This window comes from Pseudoalteromonas sp. Ld20 (assembly GCF_045064175.1).
Taxonomy (GTDB): Bacteria; Pseudomonadota; Gammaproteobacteria; order Enterobacterales; family Alteromonadaceae; genus Pseudoalteromonas; species Pseudoalteromonas neustonica.
In genome coordinates this window covers 95,150-117,468 of record NZ_JBISHB010000027.1, presented here as the reverse complement: position 1 = coordinate 117,468, position 22,319 = coordinate 95,150, and the positions used below count along the sequence as shown (strand labels likewise).

At 40.7% G+C, this 22,319-nt stretch carries 16 protein-coding genes; 11 read left to right on the top strand and 5 right to left on the bottom strand.

The features are described 5' to 3' along the window. Positions 1–109: 109 nt before the first annotated feature. The 6 genes from ACJJVX_RS04640 to folX all read left to right on the top strand — a co-directional run bounded on the left by ACJJVX_RS04640 (position 110) and on the right by folX (position 7,093). Positions 110–3,472 (top strand): ATP-binding protein, encoded by a 3,363-nt coding sequence (locus tag ACJJVX_RS04640; RefSeq protein ID WP_405630408.1) that lies wholly within the window; start codon positions 110–112, stop codon positions 3,470–3,472. A gap of 189 nt (positions 3,473–3,661) precedes the next feature. Beyond that, a complete protein-coding gene (locus ACJJVX_RS04635) occupies positions 3,662–4,291 on the top strand; it encodes a YceH family protein (RefSeq protein WP_405630407.1) in 630 nt (209 codons plus the stop codon). A 61-nt stretch (positions 4,292–4,352) separates the two neighbouring features. After that, positions 4,353–5,189 (top strand): ammonia-dependent NAD(+) synthetase, encoded by an 837-nt coding sequence (gene nadE, locus ACJJVX_RS04630; protein ID WP_405630404.1) that lies wholly within the window; start codon positions 4,353–4,355, stop codon positions 5,187–5,189. Positions 5,190–5,429: 240 nt separating this feature from the next. Next, entirely contained in the window at positions 5,430–6,149 is a 720-nt protein-coding gene (folM, locus tag ACJJVX_RS04625; RefSeq protein ID WP_405630401.1) for a dihydromonapterin reductase, read from the top strand. 25 nt (positions 6,150–6,174) lie between these two features. Next, complete coding sequence (gene folE / locus ACJJVX_RS04620) at positions 6,175–6,729, top strand: GTP cyclohydrolase I FolE (protein WP_054205260.1); 555 nt, start codon at positions 6,175–6,177, stop codon at positions 6,727–6,729. Between the two features lie 4 nt (positions 6,730–6,733). Then, positions 6,734–7,093: a dihydroneopterin triphosphate 2'-epimerase gene (gene folX / locus ACJJVX_RS04615; protein ID WP_054205261.1), complete on the top strand. Its 360-nt coding sequence runs from the start codon at positions 6,734–6,736 to the stop codon at positions 7,091–7,093. On the opposite strand, the gene ACJJVX_RS04610 is transcribed toward folX, so the two are convergent. Continuing rightward, positions 7,090–7,524 (bottom strand): YqaA family protein, encoded by a 435-nt coding sequence (locus ACJJVX_RS04610; RefSeq protein ID WP_405630398.1) that lies wholly within the window; start codon positions 7,522–7,524, stop codon positions 7,090–7,092. The genes folX and ACJJVX_RS04610 overlap by 4 nt on opposite strands. A gap of 94 nt (positions 7,525–7,618) precedes the next feature. Further along, positions 7,619–7,990, bottom strand: coding sequence for a DUF4870 domain-containing protein (locus ACJJVX_RS04605; RefSeq protein WP_054205263.1), 372 nt, complete (start codon positions 7,988–7,990; stop codon positions 7,619–7,621). A gap of 89 nt (positions 7,991–8,079) precedes the next feature. Here ACJJVX_RS04605 and ACJJVX_RS04600 point away from each other — a divergent pair, with 89 nt between their 5' ends. The 5 genes from ACJJVX_RS04600 to ACJJVX_RS04580 all read left to right on the top strand — a co-directional run bounded on the left by ACJJVX_RS04600 (position 8,080) and on the right by ACJJVX_RS04580 (position 12,468). Continuing rightward, complete coding sequence (locus tag ACJJVX_RS04600) at positions 8,080–8,610, top strand: TlpA disulfide reductase family protein (protein ID WP_054454444.1); 531 nt, start codon at positions 8,080–8,082, stop codon at positions 8,608–8,610. Positions 8,611–8,710: 100 nt separating this feature from the next. Continuing rightward, positions 8,711–9,412, top strand: coding sequence for a spondin domain-containing protein (locus ACJJVX_RS04595; protein ID WP_405630395.1), 702 nt, complete (start codon positions 8,711–8,713; stop codon positions 9,410–9,412). Positions 9,413–9,422: 10 nt separating this feature from the next. After that, positions 9,423–10,127 (top strand): spondin domain-containing protein, encoded by a 705-nt coding sequence (locus ACJJVX_RS04590; protein WP_054205266.1) that lies wholly within the window; start codon positions 9,423–9,425, stop codon positions 10,125–10,127. A gap of 71 nt (positions 10,128–10,198) precedes the next feature. After that, a complete protein-coding gene (locus tag ACJJVX_RS04585) occupies positions 10,199–10,927 on the top strand; it encodes a response regulator transcription factor (protein WP_054205267.1) in 729 nt (242 codons plus the stop codon). Positions 10,928–10,986: 59 nt separating this feature from the next. Further along, the gene (locus ACJJVX_RS04580) at positions 10,987–12,468 is read left to right on the top strand and encodes a sensor histidine kinase KdpD (RefSeq protein ID WP_054205268.1); all 1,482 of its coding nucleotides are present in this window, start codon (positions 10,987–10,989) and stop codon (positions 12,466–12,468) included. Between the two features lie 24 nt (positions 12,469–12,492). On the opposite strand, the gene ACJJVX_RS04575 is transcribed toward ACJJVX_RS04580, so the two are convergent. From ACJJVX_RS04575 to ACJJVX_RS04565, 3 genes are all read right to left on the bottom strand, one after another. Next, complete coding sequence (locus ACJJVX_RS04575) at positions 12,493–14,673, bottom strand: S9 family peptidase (protein WP_405630391.1); 2,181 nt, start codon at positions 14,671–14,673, stop codon at positions 12,493–12,495. Positions 14,674–14,888: 215 nt separating this feature from the next. Further along, positions 14,889–18,380: a S8 family serine peptidase gene (locus ACJJVX_RS04570; protein ID WP_405630389.1), complete on the bottom strand. Its 3,492-nt coding sequence runs from the start codon at positions 18,378–18,380 to the stop codon at positions 14,889–14,891. Between the two features lie 200 nt (positions 18,381–18,580). Beyond that, the gene (locus tag ACJJVX_RS04565) at positions 18,581–22,270 is read right to left on the bottom strand and encodes a S8 family serine peptidase (RefSeq protein ID WP_054205271.1); all 3,690 of its coding nucleotides are present in this window, start codon (positions 22,268–22,270) and stop codon (positions 18,581–18,583) included. Positions 22,271–22,319: the final 49 nt, after the last annotated feature.

Here is a 22,319-nt window from a genome sequence, read left to right as displayed (position 1 = left end):
AGCCAAAAAGCTGAATAAAAACATATAGTGTAATTTTTCCACACTATTTTTCTTTCCGTGATAAATTGACTATAGTTGAACAGTCTAACCATAAAAAGCTTAATCACTAATGCCGTTGTCACAAACACAAGATCACAAACAAATATATAAGTTTAAGCTGGCATTTTGGTTGTCACTTACTTTTATAGTGCTTACGAGCCTAGTGTTAGATCAAATAAGTTATAGCCGCGCTAAAGATGCGCATCGCTTGCTTATCCTATCCGAAATTAGCACCTATCGCACACGCCTAGAATCAAAGCTTGTTTCTAATATCCAATTAGTACGAGGCTTAGCTGTTGCTGTAGCGGCGGAGCCCAATTTAGATCAGCAGCGTTTTGCACAAATTGCTGCACCATTATTTGATACCTCATCAGAACTACGCAATATAGGTGGAGCGCCAGATATGGTGATCCGCATGACCTACCCATTAAAAGGTAACGAAAAAGCCATTGGCTTAGATTTTCGTAAAAATAAATACCAACGCGCAGATGCCCTCCGCGCTCGCGACACTAATCAAATAGTGATGGCAGGGCCGCTGACTTTAGTACAAGGCGGTGAAGCACTGATCGCCCGAGTTCCTGTTTTTACCCCACCAGAACAACTGTTCTGGGGATTGCTTTCTGTTGTACTAGACATTGAAAAAATTTATAAAAATTCAGGCATTTATGAGCTTGAAAAAAATTATGACGTGGCCATACAAGGCCGCAATGGGTTAGGAACTAAAGGTGCTTTTTTTCGGGGGTCAGCAGAAATATTGGCCCGCGACCCGCTAGCATTTAATTTAAACTTTCAAGGGGGGGAATGGGAAATTTATGTCACCCCTAAAGCAGGCTGGGCCCCTCCAGGTTCAGCCATCTGGCCATTAAGGCTCGCCATATTAATCATTTGCGGATTGTTAATATGGGCATTTATGTTCTTCTTAAAAATGCTAAACCGCCAGCAACAAAGTGAAAAAATGCTGATCACCATGAGTAATATTGCAAAAATCGGCGCATGGTCATTTAGCCTTGAAAATCAAAAAGTTTATTGGTCTGATATGACCAAAGAGATTTTTAAATACCCGTTGGATAAGCAACCAGATTGGCCCACAAACCTTAATTACTTTAAACAAGGTGAAAGTAGAGACACGATAAAAAAACTCATTGAGCGCGCAATTAAGTTTGCCGAGAGTTATGAGGTTGAACTCCAGGTGATGAACTCTGAAAGTGAATCGATTTGGGTGTTAGTTCACGGTGAACCGGAGTTTCGTAACGGGCGCTGCGTGCGTATTTTTGGATCCTTGCAAGATATTAATACCCGTAAAATTGTTGAGCTAGAAAACAGTAAAATTGCACTTCATAATGAAGTTCTTGCATCTTTGACCGTTAATAATGCTGTTTTAACCGGCTATTTAAAACAATCTAAAGATATTATCACGCAGGCTATTTGCCAAGGGCTCACTGTTGAGCGCGCAAGTATATGGCTTTTTAATGAATCTAAAACCCAACTAATTCCTTTTGCTTATCATGGTAAAAATGTACATGAACATTCGATGCTGCAAGTATGGGAAAGCACTGAGCTCCATGATTTTTTCATTGCGGTAAACAAACAAGCAGTCGTCGATGCCTCAAATGCCAAAAGTCATAAGCTTACAGCCCCACTGAGTCAAAGTTATTTAACGCCTTTAGGTATTCAATCAATGCTCATCGCCAGCCTTTCCGGCGGAAGTGGGACTATTGGCATTGTGTGCGCCGAACAATGCCAACATCCTCGCGTGTGGTCACGAAACGAAGAAAGCTTTTTAATTGCAGTTGCCGCTTTAATTGGCAGCTTACACTCTAGTGAGCAACGCATTGAAACAGAGCAAAAATTAGTAACCGCTAAAGAGGCCGCTGAGCAAGCCGTTGCTGCTAAAAGCGAGTTTTTAGCCAGTATGAGTCATGAAATACGCACACCAATGAATGGTGTATTAGGCATGCTTAATATTGTGCAACAAACTGTGCTTGATCAACAACAAGCGCATCATATTGAATTAGCACAATCGTCAGCACAATCGCTGCTGAATATAATTAATGACATTTTGGATTTTTCTAAAATTGAAGCAGGCAAATTAGATATAGAAGAAGTGGCTTTTAATTTACCTAAATTACTCGGTGAAGTAGTCGAATCTTTTGCCTTGAAAGTAGAGCAAAACAATACTAAATTAATTTTAGACGCCACTCGAATAAACGTTAATAAGATCGTTAGTGATCCGAATAGATTACGCCAAATTATTAATAATCTATTAGGCAACGCAGTAAAATTTACCACCGATGGTGAAATTATTGTGATTGCTGACTTAAAAGACACCACCGATGGGACTTTCCTACATTGTTCTATTATTGATACTGGAATTGGGATTAAACTAAATAAACAAGCCACTTTATTTGATTCATTTACTCAAGCTGACACCTCAACTACACGCCAATATGGTGGTACGGGCCTTGGTTTAGCTATTGTAAAGCAGCTATGCCAATTAATGGATGGAGAAATTAATGTTACCAGCGTGCATGGACAAGGAAGCACTTTCACATTCTCCATCAAAGTAAAACCATTGCTCAGTAAAGCCAGTGACTTGCCAAGCCATATCATTAAAAATAAACATATATTAATTATTGAAAACTGCCCATTAAATAGCACGATTGCAAAAAAACAGTTAACGACATGGGGAGCTGAAGCAGAAATCATTAATGATTATTCACTAGTGGTTGAAATAATAAATGAGGAGCATAAAAATCCAGACGCCATCTTGCTCGACTATTATTACTTTAAACAAGTAAATAATCATGATATCCAACGCTTAAAAGCATACATTAGCAAACATAAAATCAAGCTTATCTTAATGGCGCCTATGAGCTTATCTCAAGAAGATGCCAAACTAGAAATCAATGTAGATTGCATGATTTTCAAACCCCTTACTCCTTCAGATTTATTTGACTCTTTAGCAAATGAGAAGTTTATTGAGCAACAGCTTAGTAATAGCTCGCCAATCACTGATATTAAACTAACCAACCAAGGCACTGAAAATATTTCCACCTTATTGCTTGTTGAAGATAATAAAGTCAACCAAGTAGTCGCTTCTGCACTACTCAAACAAGCGGGTGTTAATTTCGATATTGCTGAAAATGGTTTGCAAGCTATTAACCAGTTAAAAGAGCGAGTCAAACAACCCTACCAATTGATATTAATGGATTGCCAGATGCCAGAAATGGATGGCTACCAAGCGACGCAAGCGATTCGTAATGGGGACGCCGGCGAGCTTTATAAAAACATAACGATCATTGCCTTAACAGCAAATGCAATGCAAGGCGATAGAGAAAAGTGCCTAACAGCAGGAATGGACGATTATTTAACTAAACCACTCGATGCAGGCGCACTTAACCCCAAACTACAGCAATGGCTTGGCAAACAATAAACGTGTAAGCTCAGAGTCAGTAATTTGAATTCAGGATAATAAAGCTATCTCCTGCGGCTATTTTAAACGCTAACTGCGTTGAACTCACTTGCAATAGGCCTGCTTAAAGGATAGTAAATAATTAAATCAATGTGTTAATAAATATCTTAACCCCAGTTTAGGTTAAGTAACAAAAAGAGAACATTTATTATGCTACTTAGCGCAATTCAACAACGAGTCATTGGTTGTTTGCTTGAAAAACAAAGTACAACACCCGAACATTATCCACTTTCACTTAATGGATTGACCAATGCCTGTAATCAAAAATCGAATCGCGACCCCGTACTCGCTCTAAGTGAAGCACAGGTGCAAGATGCACTTGATGAACTTACTACACAACGCTTGGTAACAACCGATGAGGGTATTTCTGGGCGAGTAAATAAATACGCTCACCGTTTTTGCAATACCGAATTTGGTAGCCTGCAACTGACTGAACAACAACGTGCAATTATTTGTTTACTGCTTTTACGAGGCCCACAAACACCGGGTGAACTACGAACGCGTAGTAACCGCTTAGCTGAGTTTACTAATGTAAATGAGGTTGAAGCTGCACTTAATGAGTTAATTGGCGCAGAGCATGTTGTTAAACACCCTCGCGAGCCGGGTAAGCGAGAAAGCCGCTACAGTCATTTGTTTGCCGATCAACAAAGTGCACTTGAAGTTCAACCAAGTGCAGCTATTTCACCAGAACTAAAAGGTGATGACCTGAATGATTTACTTACTGAAATAAACGAGCTAAAAAGCGAACTGCAAAAAATAAAACTGCATTTGGGGCTTTAAATCCCCCCTTTTGAATTACATTATAATAGTGACAACCAGCATATTTAATTAGGAGCCCTGCATGCGCGCCCAGATCATGGCAGAAATGAAAGTTCAGCCAAATATTAACGTAGCAACCGAAATTACTCGTCGTGTTAACTTCATTAAAAGTCGCTTAATAGCCGCCCACTCTCGCTCTCTAGTGTTGGGTATTAGCGGCGGTGTGGATTCCTCAACATGCGGGCGTTTATGTCAACTTGCTGTCGATGAATTGAACAACGAGCAACAAACAGACCGCTACCAATTTATTGCCGTACGCTTACCCTATGGCGTGCAAGCGGATGAAGATGAGGCACAACTTGCAGTTGAGTTCATTCAGCCAAGTAAACGCATGACTGTGAATATAAAACCTGCCGCTGATGGTATGCATGACCAAGCGCTTGAGGCTGTTGTTGGCTGTGGTGAAGCACTGCCTGAGCAAGCACAAATTGACTTTATAAAAGGCAATGTAAAAGCTCGCCAACGCATGGTTGCCCAATATGAAATTGCTGGACTGTGTCAAGGCTTGGTTGTGGGCACTGACCACAGCGCAGAAAACATTACCGGTTTTTACACTAAGTTTGGTGATGGTGCATGTGACTTAGCGCCTTTATTTGGCTTATCAAAACGTCAGGTTCGTGCGTTAGCGCATCAATTAGGAGCGCCTGACTTACTCGTAAATAAAGCACCTACAGCCGATTTAGAATGTGATCGACCAGGCCTTACTGATGAAGAAGCGTTAGGTTTAAGCTACGAACAAATTGATGATTTTTTAGAAGGCAAAAATGTAAGTGACGACGTAAACGAAAAGCTCATCGCCATTTATCTGCGTACTCAACATAAACGTCAAGCGATCCCAACTGTTTACGACGAGCTTTAAGCAATCAATACTCAACCAGCATGGCTTCAAGGGCAATTAATAGCAGTGAAAACGAATTAATTGCCCTGTTTTTACTTTTGTACACACTCACTGCCAGTGATTAAAGTGTAATGGCTGATCCCCGTAATTATTTTTTACGTATATCAAATACATCTTTACGCTATAGGTGAAATATTACTGTAATTTAGTTTATAGTTAATGGCACTGAAATATAGCGTTAAACAGAGAACACTGAATTTTATGACATCGCCCATTTTGATAACAGGCGCAGGCCAACGCATTGGTTTGGCGTTAGCAGAGCATTTGCTCGCGACAGGACAAGACATCATCGTCACTTATCGTACTCGTCACTTGTCTATTGATGATTTAGAGCGTAAAGGCGCTACATGCCTGTACGCTGACTTTAGCCAGGATGGTGCTATTTACTCATTCATTAATGAATTGAAGCACCACACAACAAGTTTAAAGGCGATCATTCATAATGCATCAAGCTGGGACTGCGAAGCGAACAACCCTGACAGCGCTGCACTTTTTGATAACATGATGCGCATTCATGCAAAAACACCATACCTAATCAATTTGCAGTGTGCTGATCTACTATTGGCTTATCAAAATAAAAATAATACTCCCGCTGATATTATTCATCTAACCGATTATGTTGTCGAAACAGGCAGTCCAAAACACTTAGCTTATGCTGCCAGTAAAGCTGCTTTACATAATTTAACTAAATCATTTGCCGCTAAATATGCGCCACATATAAAAGTAAATGCCATTGCACCATCGCTGATAATTTTTAATGACGATGACGACGAACATTACCGTGCTAAAACCTTAAAAAAATCGCTAATGGGTATTGAGCCAGGCTGTGGTGAAATAATTAACAGTGTCGAATTATTACTAAATAGTCATTACATCACAGGGCGCTCCTTACCTGTTGATGGTGGCCGACACTTAAAATAAATAATTTAAAAGGATTGAGAGATTTATGCATAACGAATTAAAAAATAGTTACCAAGAAATTATTAGTGCTGTGGGCGAAGATCCACAACGTGAAGGCTTACTAGATACACCAAAACGCGCAGCAAAAGCGATGGAGTATTTAACAAAAGGGTATCGTCAAACATTAGATGAAATCACTAATAACGCCGTATTTACGTCAGATGCGGATGACATGGTGTTAATTCAAGATATTGAACTTTACTCTATGTGTGAGCATCATTTACTGCCATTTGTAGGGCGTTGTCATATTGCTTACATTCCTAACGGTAAGGTATTAGGTTTGTCTAAATTCGCGCGCATTGTAGATATGTACGCACGTCGTTTTCAAATTCAAGAACAACTTACCCACCAAATTGCCAAAGCCGTTGAAGAAGTAACAGGCGCCAAGGGTGTTGGTGTTATTGTTGAAGCAAAACACATGTGTATGATGATGCGCGGTGTTGAAAAGCAAAACTCAAGTATGCGAACATCTGTTATGCTGGGTAACTTTAGAGCCGATCCAAAAACCCGCAATGAGTTTTTACAGCTAATAAAGGGCTAATAGCATGGCGAATGCGATTATTAACGTCACCAATTTACGATTACGCACGTTTATTGGCTTTAACCCAGAAGAACGTGAAAAGAAGCAAGACGTAGTGATCAATCTTGAGATTCACTACCCTGCAGATGAAGCCTGTGAAACTGATGAAGTCGACCAAGCGCTAAATTATAAAGTGATCACAAAAGAAGTAATCACTATCGTCGAGCAAGGGCACTTTTTGTTATTAGAAAAGCTCGTTGCTGAGATATTAGCCGTATGTCATAGCCACAGCAGTGTGAATTACGCAAAAGTACGCGTTGATAAACCCCATGCTTTGCGTTTTGCAGACTCAGTATCTCTGACATTAGATTGGGTTAAAGCCTAAACTAGTGTGTCTAAACCTAGGGCAAAGGCCAGCACCACTAGATAGCGTGCGCCTTTGCCAAGACTTACAATCCACAAAAATGTCCACCAGCGTACTTTAAAAATCCCCCCGACAACGGTCAGTGGATCGCCAACAATGGGCAGCCATGCAAACAACAAGCTATACACACCATATTTTTCAAAGTGAGCTGTAGCCTTATCAATATTTTTCTGCGAAACAGGAAACCACTTACGCTCCTTAAAACGCATAACTTGCGTGCCTAACCAATAATTTACGCAACTCCCTAATACATTACCAAGCGTCGCGCACAACCATAATAACCAAAGCAAATACTCTCCTTTGGCAACCATTGCCGTTAGTATCACTTCCGATGAACCGGGCAGTAAAGTTGCCGAAAAAAACGCAGTAAAAAATAGGGTTATATAAGCCATGCCAACCTTTAAATTAAGCAAATAAAAACCCAGCAATTTGCTGGGTTTTATAATACGACTAATAGTAACTTAAAATAACGAGTGAGCTATGTAATTACTTAATCAAATTTAAGCTCAGCGGATAATTAAACTCTTTTCCATCATTGGTTTTAATTGCGCCAACAACCACCATAATGAACGAAAAGATAGCCACTAGAGGCAATAAGATAACGCCAATTACAGCGAACATTAAAATAAAACATACAATATAAGCAATTAGCATCGTAATTTGAAAGTTTAATGATTTACGACCATGCTCAGCAACAAGTGGCATTTCATCTTTTTTTATTAACCACACTATCAATGGGCCAATAATGCTACCCATAGGCACAATAAACCCCGTTAACGCACTCAAGTGACATAACATCGCCCACATACGCTCATCTTTAGTCGTTACAACTGGTTCAACCTGTTGATTATCTTCCATTATCATCTCCTTGTTTATTTATCCTTTATCCTGAGTGTTTTCTGGCATAATGTCTAGATTATAATCAACATAAATAAAAGGAACTTAAAATGAAACCCCTATTAAGCCATATAGCTGCATTATGTTTAACCTCTTTTGCCTTAACGGCCTGTAGTAATAATGCTCATACACCAGAGCAAATGCCAGCTGCCACTGCAACCACTAACGACAAAGGTTATCAAACTTACATCCACGCAGGTGAACATTTTAAGCAAAACACCTTTACTGATATTGATAATCAAGAAGTGAAACTAGGTGATAATAAAAAGCTGGTTATTTTATTTGCCACATGGTGCTCTGACTCACAGCGGGTTATTAAGCAAATTCAAGCATCGCCACTGATCAATGATACTCAACTACAAATCATTGCCATAGGCCGAGAGGAAACAACACAGTCTCTTACCCAATTTGCACAAGATTATAACCTTGAATTTTCACTCATTGCCGACCCTGAGCGTGCCATTTACAGTCAATATGCAAATAAAGGGATCCCACGCTTAATTTTACTTGATGAGCATAACAAAGTAATAAAAACACTCATTGGTGAAGATCCTAATACCCTCCAACAGGTTGTTTGGTAAGGTTTAACTATACTGTGATAAAAAAGTGATAAGTTTGTGAGGCTTTCATGATGTCGGTATTTGATACTCGTACTCGAATCATCAATTACAGGAACTAAAAATGAAAGCTTCTACCCTATCTCTCGCTGCAATTGCAGTACTAGCAAGTCAATCAGTTATGGCTGCAGAACTTGAATTAAAACTTACTAACCTTACTCAAGGCATTCACTTCACGCCGATTTTAATTACTGCACACAATAACGAAGAGCACTTATTTGAAGTTGCAATGCCTGCATCAACGGCACTGCAAACAATGGCTGAAGGCGGAAATCTTGATCCATTAGTTGCACAGGCAACTGCCGCTGGCAGTGATATGGCAGCTAATCCAGCTGCAGGGTTATTAGCCCCGACCACATCAACAATGACTACACTTATGACAACTGACGGTAATGATTACCTGTCGGTTACTGCAATGTTACTGCCTACCAATGATGGTTTTGTTGGTCTTGATAGCTGGAAAATCCCAACAGAAGCAGGTACCTACACTGTTTATTTAAATGGTTATGATGCTGGTACTGAAGCAAACGATGAACTTGTCGTAGCGGGTTCTGGCGCGCCGGGCACACCAGGTATCCCAGCAGCTCCAGGTGGTAATGCAGGAGCTGGCGGGGCAGGTTTAACCAGTACCGAAAGCAACACGAATGTACATATCCACGCAGGTAATTTAGGTGATGACGATCTAAGTGCTGGTGCCAGTGATTTAAGCAATACAGTGCATAGATGGTTGAACCCTGTTGCGAAACTCACCGTTACGGTTAAGTAGGAGCGCTGTTATGTTACGTTTTAATAAAAGCTTAATTATTATTGCCCTTGGAGCGAGTTTAGCTGCATGTGGCGATTCAAATAACAATGAAGTCGTTACACCGCCGACTCCTGAACCTGTTAGTTATCAATTTAGCGTAGAAGTAAGTAACTTAACCGCTGGGCAACCGTTCTCACCTGTTGCACTCATCGCACACAATGAAGGTAACTTATGGCAAATAGGTGAAAGTTCATCAGCAGCATTAGAGTTAATGGCTGAAGGGGGTGATAATTCAGAGTTACTAAATTTTGCCTCTGCAATTGCTACCAGCTCGGGTGATGCACCGGTAGGCCCTGGCGCGCAAACGACCTTAACAGTCACAACCAGCAGCCTAGAAGAATTAAAATTATCACTTGCGACAATGATGGTGAATACAAATGATGGTTTTACCGGTCTTAACTCTATTGATGTGTCCGCATTAACTGTAGACGAAGCATTAACTCACTTCACATTCGCGTATGACGCAGGAACTGAAGCAAACTCAGAAGCAGAAGGTTCAATTCCAGGTCCTGCAGATGGGGGGGAAGGGTTTAATGAAGCACGCGACGATATAGACCTTGTTTCTATGCATCCAGGTGTTGTAAGCCAACAAGACGGGCTGTCTGGCTCCACCTTAAACAGCGAACACAAGTTTGATAATCCGCTAGCTAAAATCGTTATTACACGGACACAGTAATCATTAAACTGCCTAGCAGTTTAGGGGGAAGTTAGAGCTCATGGATGGGCTTTTTCCATTAGGATGACTGTATGCGCCATGAAAAAATATTAATCGTTGAAGACGATCGAGCTATCGGCCAATTAATTATTACCCAGCTTGAACCACTTAACTTACACATTGAACATGTAGAAAGCGCAGAGTTAGCGCTAAAAAAAATAGCAAAACAACCTTACGGTTTAATTTTACTCGATATTAATTTGCCACAAATGGATGGCTTAAGTTTGTGTCGTAAAATTAAAGAGCACTATCCCACCACGTCGGTTATTTTACTCACCGCGCTAAGCTCAGATATGGATCGAGTCATTGGCCTTGAAATGGGTGCTGATGATTATATCTGCAAGCCTTTTTTTGCACGTGAGTTACAAGCGCGTATAAAAACTCAATTACGCCACCGCGCCCAAATACTTGCTGCAAATCCTAGTGTTGAGGAAGCTATCGCGACTGAAAAAAATATTCAGCTAGGATCGTTAAATATTGAGTTTTCTAGCCACCAAGTATACCTCGCTGAGCGGGCTTTAAATCTCACAGCCACAGAATTTGATTTGCTCGCCTACTTTGCTCGCCACCCAAACCATGTTTTTAGTCGCCAACAATTACTCGATAAAGTATGGGGTTATCAACATAGTGGTTATGAGCATACCGTAAATTCTCATATTAACCGATTACGCGCTAAGCTTGAACTACACCATCAAGCACCTTTTATCGAAACAGTTTGGGGAGTCGGCTATAAATTAAATCCGACTCAACTGAGTAACTGATTAACTGATTAACTGATTAACGAAATAACACAGCTCAAAAAGCAACGGGTGAAAATCACATGAATTTATCTCTGTATCAAAAACTAGCATGGTCTTTAGTGGTTATTTTTTGTTTTATTTGCGCACTTGTTTACGGTTGGAGTAAGCAACTTGAACAAACTTCTCAGCATCATGGCGAGCAAAATTTACATCTACAACTTGCGGAACATTTAGTACAAGATAACCCGCTCATAAAACAGGGTATTTATGACTATAAAGCGCTTGAAAACCTATTTCATACTTTAATGTTATTAGGCCCTGCTTTTGAATTTTATTTTGTTGATCCACAAGGAAAAATCCTCACTTACTCAGCCGAACCAGGAAAAGTAAAGCGTAGCCATATAAACCTCACACCATTAAAGCGATTAATTACCGATCCAACAATTACGCCTTTATATGGCGATGACCCGCGAGATAATAATAAACAAAAAATATTTTCTGTTGCACCTGTTTATAATCAAGACTCATTGCAGGGTTATTTATATGTGATTATTGGTGGAGAAGCCTATGACACCACTCTTAACAATATCAAAGCCAATGATAGTCTGTGGCTGGCTGTACTTTGGTTAGCGGCAGCTTTGTTATTTTTGTTTGTTGCAATGCTGGTTTTATTCCGCTTTTTTACCGCTCCAATTAAGAAGTTAGCAGCCGAAGTAAGTCTTATTGAAGCCGCTAATTACAGCTTAACCGATAGCAAACTATCTGCCTATTCAAATAAAAATAATGAAGTAGATAATCTTGGTAGAGGCATTCAAGCTATGCTCACGCGCATTGATGAGCAATTCAAAGCCCTAGAACAAAGCGACAAGCAACGCCGCGAATTACTCACTCATTTATCACATGATCTGCGTACGCCGCTGGCATCATTGCAAGGGTTTTTAGAGGTGCTAAACCAGCCTCATCGCCAATTAAGCACGCAAGAGCGTCAGCACTACCTTGACGTTTCTAGTGATAACTGTCAGCAGCTAAAACAATTAATAGAGCAAATATTTGAGTTAGCAAACCTAGAAAATGGCCAAGTGAAAATTCACCCAGAAACCCTTAATTTAGGTGAGCTAATTTACGATTGTGTTGCTAAGTTTTGTTTAACAGCCGATCACAAAGAAATTAATTTAAGTGTTGAGCCCGCGATTTGCGATTTTACCGTCGTTGCCGACATCGCCAAACTGGAGCGGGTTTTAAGTAACTTAATTGATAATGCGATTCGCCATACCCCTAGGGGTGGAAAAATCATTGTACATGTGCAGGATGTAGGATCTGAGCAGCTTTATGTGGATGTTAGTGATACGGGCGTTGGAATTAATCAAGATGAATTAACGGCAATATTTGAACCTCATTATCAAGCCAGTAATTCAAATAAAGCGGGCCGTCAACAAGGTGGCTTAGGCTTAGCTATTTGCAAAGGCTTATTGCAACTAATGAACAGCGAGATTAACGTTCAAAGTGAGTTGGGCAAAGGTACTCAGTTTCGATTTAATCTACCGCAAAAAATCAAGGCGTAACCTCTGTCACGCCTTGATTAATCGTTACTTTTTAATACCTGCTAGATCTAACATAAAGGCATAATTAAGCGCCGTATCTTCAAGGCTTTTAAAACGCCCTGATGCACCGCCATGACCTGCTTCCATATCGATTTTAAACAGGAGTTTGTTATCATCTGTCTTAAAGTCACGTAGTTTCGCGACCCACTTTGCAGGTTCAAAATACTGCACCTGCGAGTCATGTAAACCAGTAGTAACCAACATATTTGGATACGCTTGCTTACTTACTTGGTCATACGGAGAATACGACAGCATATAATCATAATATACTTTGTCGTTTGGATTGCCCCACTCGCCGTATTCATTGGTTGTTAATGGCAAGCTTGCATCAAGCATCGTCGTAACTACATCAACAAATGGTACAGCCGCTACCATCCCTTGATAAAGCTCTGGCGCTTGATTTGCCACAGCCCCCATTAATAATCCACCCGCACTGCCGCCCATAGCAAAAATTTGCTCTTCATTGCCATACTGCTGAGTAACTAAGCCTTTGGTAACATCAACAAAGTCATTAAAGGTATTCTTTTTATTTAGTAGCTTGCCGTCTTCATACCAAGGGCGACCAAGCATTTGAGAACCACGAATATGCGCAATTGCAAATACAAAACCACGATCAAGCAAGCTCAAGCGACCACTTGAAAAACTTGGGTCCATTGTTGCGCCATATGATCCATAAGCATATTGCAATAATGGGTTAGTACCGTCTTTTTTGAATTTATCTTTACGATAAACCAAACTTACGGGTACTTTTACGCCATCACGTGCGGTAATAAATAGTCGCTCTGATGCGTAGTTATCTGCGTCAAAATCCCCCATAACTTGTTGTTGTTTTAACAGTGTTTTAGCGGTGCTATTTAAGTCAATATCATACGTTGAACCAGGGGTTGTCATACTGGCGTAATATACACGCAAACTTTGGCTATCTAATTCATTATTGCCGTAAGCATGAATCATATAACTGCTATCGTTAAAGCTCAGTTGTTGCTCATCGCCAGATGTTAAATTACGTATCGTTAAACGAGACTGACCCATTTCACGCTCTTTATACACCAGGTGATCGGCAAACAAGTCGATACCTTCAAGTTTAATGTCATCACGTGCCGGGATCAGCATTCGCCAATTCGCTTTATCATGTGCTTTGTCTTTGTGCACAGTCATAAGCTGAAAATTCACCGCGTTAAGATTAGTGACGATATAATAAGTATCGCCATGTTTGGCAATGTCATACTCAAGGTTTTCTTCGCGTTCGATTAAGCGTGTTGGTTTTGATTTGGCATCGTTAGCATCAATCACAGAGACGCCTGAGGCACTCGTACTACCATGCCAAATATAAATTTCTTGCTTGTCTTTACTTTTACCAAGGCCAGTGTAATAGCTGGTATTTGTCTCTTCGTACACTAATTCATCTTGTGCTTGTGGCGTACCTAAGGTATGGCGGTAGACCTGATAGCCAAGCAACGTTTGTAAGTCTTTTTTAATGTAATAGAAGGTCTTATTGTCGTTAGCCCAGACAATATCGCCATCGGTCCCTTCGAGCTTATCTTCTAGTAATTTACCCGTGTTTAAATCTTTCACTAAAATAGTGTAAATACGACGACTTACCGTGTCCTCACCGTACGCTAACAAATTACCATTTGGGCTTACAGACAAACCTGTAGCCGAATAATAATCGTGATCTTTGGCAAGCTCATTTACATCTAATATAACTTTTTGATCAGTACCTTTAGCATCGCTACTGCGAACATAAGTTGGGTACTCGTTTTCACCACGCGTTTGCGATGAATAATAAAAGTCACCACTTTTAGTGGGCACTGAATCATCGTCTTTTTGAATACGCCCTTTTAACTCTTCAAACAGCGTAGCCTGCAACGTTTTAGTGTGTGCTAGCATTGCGTCTGTATACGTATTTTCAGCATTCAGATGTGCAATAACAGCCGGATCTTTTCGCTCATCATCACGCATCCAATAATAATTATCGGTACGAGTATCACCATGAATTTCCATTGCAAATGGTATTTTATTAGCCACTGGCGCCGTTACACCTGCCATATTAATTTCCTGAGATACGCTAGCTTCACTAGCATTTTTTTGCTCTGGTGCTTTATTGCACCCCGCTAGTACAGCCAAAGATAATGCTGCCAGCGCAAAAGATTGAACAACTTTCATGATAAATAAATTCCCTTAAGTTATATAAACCAATTAGGCAGGCTCTTTAAGCTTCACTGCTATTGAATTGGTCTATTATTTTTATTCCTTAAGCAATATATCTGATTACAGAGAACTTACTATATTGCTTTGTAACAGAATGTAAAAAGGGAGCCTAAGCTCCCTTTTATTTTTTAATTCTCAATTACTCATTAGTAATTGTTAATTATAACTTCTTATTTTTGTTTACGACGACGCATAAATGCGAATGGTGCCGCTAATAAAGTTAACCAAGCTAAAGAACCTGAACTTTTCTTCTTAGGTTCTGGAACCGGTGTAACAACAACATTTTCATCGAGGTCAGTAATATTAACTGTGATAAGTGCAGGTGCTGATACGTTACCTTGAACATCAATAGCAACAACTACTAATTCAGCTGATTGAACGCCTGTTTCAAAGTCAATCATCTCACTGTTGCTAACAACAACTTCACCATCATTATTAACATCAAACCCTTGGTGCGTTTTAGATTTAACGTAAAACTCTGAAATAGCTAAATCTTTATTTGACTCAACAACAGCAATTGTACCAATAACTAAACCGTTTTCAGAATTTTCAACTACGCTAAACGTCGCATTTTCAAGCGTTGGAGCTGAAATGCTAGGAACCGCTAGATCTGCAGTAGTAACAAGCTTAACTACATCTTTTAATGATGTAGATGTAAATGCAAATGGTGCTGTTGCATTCACGACAGCTCTTTCACCTGGAGCAAGTTCAGTAACAGGTGTATTTTCACCATCAAGTGTAGTTAGGCTAACAGGTGCAGAAGTACTGAACGGCGTAGACCCTACGATACTATCTGTTTCATAATATACACCACCTCTATATGATGCATAACCAGCAGATGCTTTAATATTTAACGTATCACCTAAGTTATCTTGCGTTAGGCCAATTAAGTTACTACATGCTGAAAAAGTAATAGTATCTTCACCAGCTGACTGATAAAGAGGTGTTACATACTGTAAGGTTTCCACGCCATCAGCACCAATAGTACCAATTACTGTTCTTGCACGACCTGGAGTTGCCGTAGCACGACCGCGGTCATTGTAGTTTTGCACTAAAAAGTCATAAGCGCCATCGTTGTTAGTATCAATATCTAAACGGTAGCCAGCTTGGAACACATGTGTAAGCTCATCACGCAATTGAATTGACGCTGTAAACAATACGCCTGACTCACACCCTGAAGCAGCCAATGCATTGAATGTCGTAGAAAGAATGTTAAATGGCGCTTCTTCTACTGATTTTTCAACGCCTACAGCTACGATGTTTTCAGCTAATGTAGAGACAGTTGTTGCACCTGTATTTTCAACAATTAGCTGCATTGAATTACCTACAACTTCTGAAGCAAGACTTAGTTCAGTTGCCGCTTTCGGTAGTGCATGGTAAACAATGTGTAAAGCATGATCTGAATCTGCATCGTCTACATCATCAAATACTAATGCACCATCAAACTCAGCTAGCGTCAATGCTGGACTGCGCGCTGTAATATCTTCAGCACTAAATGGATTATCAAGTGTCCATGCATGTAATTTGCTTGGATCAACAGTTAACGTTACATCAAACTTACTAACTTGTCCTGGAACGATTGTTACGCTCGCAGGGATATCCCAGCTAATCGCGCCACTATCTTCATCGTTCGTATAGCGTGCTTCTGTACGTAAGTTATATGTCTTCGCTTTATTTGAAAAATTCTTAACTGTTACAGTTTTTGTGAATGATGTTACTTCACTGAAACGTTCAAGACCAAATGATAAAGCTGCTTGTTGAGTGCTATATTCAACACTATCAACCCATGCTGCTACTGGTAAGTTAACTGCCTTCTCAACGTCAACTAGACCTGCACCGATCATACTGATTGGTGCCAACTCGCTGTCAGGTGCTATGCTAACTGGCTCATTTGTAACATTTAAGTTTGCTGAGTTCATCAATGTTGCTTTAATCTCAAGCGCATTACGCTCTGGGTGCGCTTCACGTACTAATGCGATTGCACCCGCTGTGATTGGTCCTGAGAATGAAGTACCTGAAGCAGGTGCCAACTTATCTTGCGTACCTGTCGCAGCAACCATAATACTTGTACCTGGCGCTGTAATTTCTGGCTTTAATAGACCATCCATAGAAGGACCACGTGAAGAGAAAGTAGCTACTGCACCAGCTTTAATTACTTTTTTACCAGTAAAACTATAAACTGGTTGCTCACCTGCTGCTAATTTTTCTTTTAACAACACACCTACTTCTTGTGTTACAGAAACAGTACGAATTGTTACAGCTTCAGCACCTGGACTTGCGCCCATTCCTGGAGCTTCACCCGCCGTATTGTTGGCTAAAACAACAAACGCAGCACCTTTCTTTTGTGCATTTAATGCTTTAACTGAGAAACCACAGCCGCCACGGTCAATAACCACCGCTTTGCCCGTAAAGTCAACATCATCAGCAAATGCATCACAACCATTTTGATTTGCATCAGGGTAAACTAATTCAGCGTCATCACTACCAAATGTAAATTCACCTTGCGCACCGAAGCTTGCAGAACCTAATTCAACTTCGGCACCATCAACAGTCCCACTTAATACGTCTGATTCTAATGTTGGGTGCGTCATCGCGCCTACAGATAAAGCATTAGGCGTAGTACTTGGTCCACCAACACGGAAAGGATGGTCGCTATCATTACCCGCTGAAATAACAACATTAACACCTAAATCTACAGCTTTTTGGATAAGAAGCTGTGCGCCACCATCAATATAAGTGCCACCAAACTCACCACCAAGTGACATATTTATTACATCAACACGGTCAGAAATATCGCCATCACCATTTGGATCCATTGCAGATTCTAAAGCAGCCGCCTGTGCTGCACCAGAACACCCACCACCACATACTGAATAAACATAAAGCTCAACTTCTGGGGCTATACCTGTTACAGAATGAGAAACCGAAGTACCGTGACTTGTAGGTGCATTTGCCTCCGTTGGTTCAGCCGGATCATTTTCAATTGGGTCGGCATCATCACGCACGTAATCGTAACCACCTTGCACTTGACCTTGTGGCCATGCAACTGATGTAGGATCTGCTTGTGCAGCGTCATAAGCTTCGACAGTACCAGCACCACCAAAGATTTTGTGAGTGTAATCAATACCAGTATCTAATACTGCAACTGTTTGACCCTTACCTGTCACTACACCAGTGCTAACTAAAGGAGAGGCATTTAAATAATCAGCCGATGCAGCTACATGTAATTCATAGTCATACATAGGTAGCACTTTCGCTACTCGTGGATCTAATGCAATTTTAGCTAAAGCTTCAGGAGTTGCTTCTACTATTAGTGTAGGTGCTAACACTTTAGTGCGACCGATAATTTTTGCATCGAAATCAAAGCTGCTAAGTTCAAGTGTTACTTCTGATTGTACTTGCTCAATTTGCGCCATTGTTGCGCGGCTATCACCTGCTTGATAAATACCTTGTGTCATCAAATCTGCAGCTGTCGTTGCATTTAACACAATCATGTGAGCCGAAGGTGACTGCTCTTGCACATTATCAGCTGTATAAGCTGTTGTTGTGTAGTTATTTAATGCAGCTACGCTGTTTACTGTTTGTGCGTTCACAGCTGTTGCCATTAACGCTGATGAGACAGCAAGAGATAAGGCTGTTTTTGTAATTAACTTGTTAGACATAAATTCCCCAGACGAGATTATTGTTATTAAGTGTTCCTTAAAAGGAACTGACAGTTCCGAATACTACACCATCAATAAACAAAAAAACAACATCTAAACAATAAATGTAACAGTCGTTACTTATGATTACAGGTTAAAACAAAAACACCGCCAATTGGCGGTGCTTTAATTCAGGTAAATATTACCTAATAAAAACCAGATTATTTTTGCTTACGACGACGCATAAATGCAAATGGCGCAGCAAATAACGTCAACCAAGCAAGTGAACCACCTGAACTTTTCTTCTCTGGTGTTGGTACAACAACATCTTCGGCTGGGTCTTGTGTCACTGCAATAATGACCTCCACAGCTTCAGATGTATGACCCATAGAATCGACCGCAGCTACCATTACTTTAATCTCAGTTATTGCTTCATAGTCAATACTGCCTGCGACTTTCAGTTCACCTGTAGCTGAAATACTTACAAGCTCACTGCCCGTCACAGTATAACTAGCAATTGGTGTCGCATCCGCATCAGGGTCTGTTGCTGTTACTGAACCAATTACAGTATCCACTGCTGCATTTTCTTGCACAGAGAAACTTTGTTCTGCATCAACAACGGGTGTTACTTCAGCGCCTTCATCTGCAATATTATTTATAGTGACAGTAACCATCGCCGACTCAGAAATATTTCCAGCGGTATCAGTCGCAACGACTTCCAGTTCAACCATCATCAGACCTGCTTCGTAGTTAAGCATATCTTGATTCATCACAGTAACTTCACCCATTTTTGAAACAGATATAGCCGTAGAAGTAGAGCTTAAAACAATGAACTCCGACACTGGATTAGCTAAGTCAGCGCCATATGTTACTTCAAGCATACCGATAACAGTGCCATTTACCGTATTTTCATCAACCGAGAACGCTGCATCAGTAACCATTGGTGCTGTACCACTGTCTGCGCGAGGTGTCGCAACTAAAGGTGCTGAACCTGAACTAGACAGGACCATAAAGTCTTGTCCTGCATTCATCAATGTTCCTGACTCGCCGGGTTGCAACTCAGTGATTTGATTTTCATTACTATCAACCACAGCTGCTAACACGTCGTTAGATGCGTCTCTAAATGTATAAGTACCCATTACGGTATCACCAGAACCCGTCGCGATAGGTGTCCATGTCGCTTCTTCTGTTCTAAAGCGAACATTGGCTGTTACTGTATCGATGCTTTCAGCAGTTAAACCAAATGCACCTAAACAACTTTGCATTGTGAAATGATTATTACCGATAACTTGATAGATATTATTTAGATTACCACTGCCTGAACCATAACCATGTGTAAAGGTAAGTGCACTTCCTGGTTCTACATCGTCAGAAAACCATTCGTTTTTACCATTTTGAACCGTGATGTCATAAGTGCCATCTTGATCTAAGTCAAAATCAGCCATGAACCCACCCACGTATGTGTGAGTAATACCTTCATTGAAGATCATTGTTGTTAGTGTTACAAAACCGTCTGCACATATATCAGTAGAAACTGCGAATGTTTCAATTGATCCACCGACAATATCAAAGCGCTGATCTTCATCAACCTCACCTGTTGCTACAACTGGCGCAAATACTGGTTTAAGCACTGTCGCACCGGTATTTGTCAATTTATGCATTGGACCTTTCTCAGTCATTTCAGGTGTTACCGTTACCTGTGCATTTGCTTTTGGTAATACGTGATACACAAGGTGGAACGCTTTCATATCCCCTTCAGAGAAAACAAGCGCACCGTCTAATTCAAGGTTCGTTAAATCTGCTGTGACAGCCTCAGAACCAACATTAGATGCATCCAATGTCCACTCTGGCAAGGTTGAAGGATCAATTTTTGCCATTACGTCAAATGACATTGTTTGACCTGCAGGCACAGTGATTGTTGCAGGGTATTGCATTGTTAACGAGTTACGCTCTACATCATTTGCATAACGCTGTTCTAATGAAAGTGTATAAACTTTATCAACGTTTGAGAAGTTCTTCACTTGAACCGTTTTAGTCAGCTCTACCATTTCAGCGGCATTAACTAAACCAAACGAAAGCGCAGCTTGTTTAGTGTCTTTAGCCCAGGCTGCAACTGGTAATTCAGCTGCTTTTTTAACATCAACCAAGCCAGCACCGATATAACTAATTGGCGCAAGTTCGGCATCTGGATTAATTGCGCGAGGCTCCATTGTTACATCAAGATTAGCAGCATTCATTAATGTCGCTTTAAGCTCAAATGCATTGCGTTCTGGGTGTGCTTCTTTAAGAAGGCTCATCGCACCAGCGGTTATAGGGCCAGAGAATGAAGTACCAGTAGCACCTGTCAAGCCATCACCTAAACCTGGGTGAGCAGTCATGATATTTACACCTGGAGCGGTAATTTCAGGTTTTAGTAATCCACCCATTGAAGGACCACGTGATGTAAAGTCAGCAATTGCCCCAGCTAGTACAAGGCGCTCTACAGCAAGGGTAAATTCTTTCCCTTCTTTAAGTGCCATACCCGTTTCTAAGTTAACACCAACTGATGGAATCGTTACGGCAGCATCAGAGCCCCCCATAGGTGCCGGTGTACCATCATCTGAATTATTGGCGATAATCACAAATGCAGCGCCTTTAGCTTGTGCTGCCAATACTTTTGTTGTAAATGCACAGCCACCGCGGTCAATAATCACGCCTTTACCTGTAAAATCAATACCCTCAGCAAAGTCGACACACGCAGTTTGATTTTCAGCTGGGTAAACCAGCTCAATATCACCCGTGGCAAAACTAAATGCTGTTTGAGGACCGAAACTAGCTGGTTGCACGGTGACATCTTTACCATCAACCATGCCATTACCGATACCTTGGTCGCCCGTTGGGTGAGTCATTGCACCTACAGACAGTGCATTTTCAGATGTACTAGGTCCGCCAACAATAAATGGATATGCGCCGTCATTACCCGCTGAAATAACAACGTTAGTACCTAGTTTAACCGCTTTATTAATAAATAGACCTACCGCGTCATTTGCAAAGTCACCATAATCACCACCCAGTGACATGTTAATAACATCAACACGGTCGGAAATGTCACCATCTTTATTCGGATCCATTGCATTTTCAAGAGCAAGTAACTGGGCTAAACCAGGACAACCACTGTTACATACTGAATATACGTAAAGATCAACATTTGGGGCAATACCATTTACTGAATTAGAAACGTGTGTACCGTGGTTAGTGTTAACATCGATTGGATCGGCATCATCATTTATATAGTCATAGCCGCCTTTGATTTGCGCTTGCGGCCAATCAACACTTGCTGGATCTGCCACTGCAGCATCATATGCTTCTTTAGTGCCCGCCCCACCAAATGCTGCGTGGGTATAATCAACACCAGTATCAAGCACAGCAACTTTAATGCCTTGGCCTGATGCAACACCACTTTCAACTAATGGTGTCGCCATTATGTAATCAGCGCTATCTGCAACACTTAGCTCGTAATCATATACTGGGTAAATCGCCTCTACTTGTTGATTGTTCAATAAACGTGCTACGTCTTCTTGATTACCGTTAACGACGATTGAACTCACTAGAGTAGATGTTTTTGCAATGACTTGTAGCTGCAAGTCCATAGAAGAAATAGCTTGCTCAACACTTGTTTGCGCTACTAAAGCTTGCGTACGAACAGCTGAAACGTCTGTACTTACTACTTGAGCTGTTGCAGGGGCATGCAGTTTAATCAACCAGCTAGATGCTTCGCCGCGAACCTGTTCTTTTTTTACGCCAGCTGTAGATTGGACATTTTTTTGAGACGTCAGATTATATTTTTCAAAATTATTAGCATGAGCTGATGCGCAAAAAGCACTTGCGACAGCAAGAGCAACCGCCGTTCGCTTAATTGAATTAGAATTCATAGTATTCCCCTGGATATATAATGGTTATGATTGTTTTTATTCGAGACTT

What these genes read in the sequence shown, in the direction of transcription:
- ACJJVX_RS04640 (WP_405630408.1), top strand. Translation starts at nt 110, where the DNA reads ATGCCGTTGTCACAAACACAAGATCACAAACAAATATATAAGTTTAAG.
- ACJJVX_RS04635 (WP_405630407.1), top strand. Translation starts at nt 3,662, where the DNA reads ATGCTACTTAGCGCAATTCAACAACGAGTCATTGGTTGTTTGCTTGAA.
- nadE (WP_405630404.1), top strand. Translation starts at nt 4,353, where the DNA reads ATGCGCGCCCAGATCATGGCAGAAATGAAAGTTCAGCCAAATATTAAC.
- folM (WP_405630401.1), top strand. Translation starts at nt 5,430, where the DNA reads ATGACATCGCCCATTTTGATAACAGGCGCAGGCCAACGCATTGGTTTG.
- folE (WP_054205260.1), top strand. Translation starts at nt 6,175, where the DNA reads ATGCATAACGAATTAAAAAATAGTTACCAAGAAATTATTAGTGCTGTG.
- folX (WP_054205261.1), top strand. Translation starts at nt 6,734, where the DNA reads ATGGCGAATGCGATTATTAACGTCACCAATTTACGATTACGCACGTTT.
- ACJJVX_RS04610 (WP_405630398.1), bottom strand. Translation starts at nt 7,524, where the DNA reads ATGGCTTATATAACCCTATTTTTTACTGCGTTTTTTTCGGCAACTTTA.
- ACJJVX_RS04605 (WP_054205263.1), bottom strand. Translation starts at nt 7,990, where the DNA reads ATGGAAGATAATCAACAGGTTGAACCAGTTGTAACGACTAAAGATGAG.
- ACJJVX_RS04600 (WP_054454444.1), top strand. Translation starts at nt 8,080, where the DNA reads ATGAAACCCCTATTAAGCCATATAGCTGCATTATGTTTAACCTCTTTT.
- ACJJVX_RS04595 (WP_405630395.1), top strand. Translation starts at nt 8,711, where the DNA reads ATGAAAGCTTCTACCCTATCTCTCGCTGCAATTGCAGTACTAGCAAGT.
- ACJJVX_RS04590 (WP_054205266.1), top strand. Translation starts at nt 9,423, where the DNA reads ATGTTACGTTTTAATAAAAGCTTAATTATTATTGCCCTTGGAGCGAGT.
- ACJJVX_RS04585 (WP_054205267.1), top strand. Translation starts at nt 10,199, where the DNA reads ATGCGCCATGAAAAAATATTAATCGTTGAAGACGATCGAGCTATCGGC.
- ACJJVX_RS04580 (WP_054205268.1), top strand. Translation starts at nt 10,987, where the DNA reads ATGAATTTATCTCTGTATCAAAAACTAGCATGGTCTTTAGTGGTTATT.
- ACJJVX_RS04575 (WP_405630391.1), bottom strand. Translation starts at nt 14,673, where the DNA reads ATGAAAGTTGTTCAATCTTTTGCGCTGGCAGCATTATCTTTGGCTGTA.
- ACJJVX_RS04570 (WP_405630389.1), bottom strand. Translation starts at nt 18,380, where the DNA reads ATGTCTAACAAGTTAATTACAAAAACAGCCTTATCTCTTGCTGTCTCA.
- ACJJVX_RS04565 (WP_054205271.1), bottom strand. Translation starts at nt 22,270, where the DNA reads ATGAATTCTAATTCAATTAAGCGAACGGCGGTTGCTCTTGCTGTCGCA.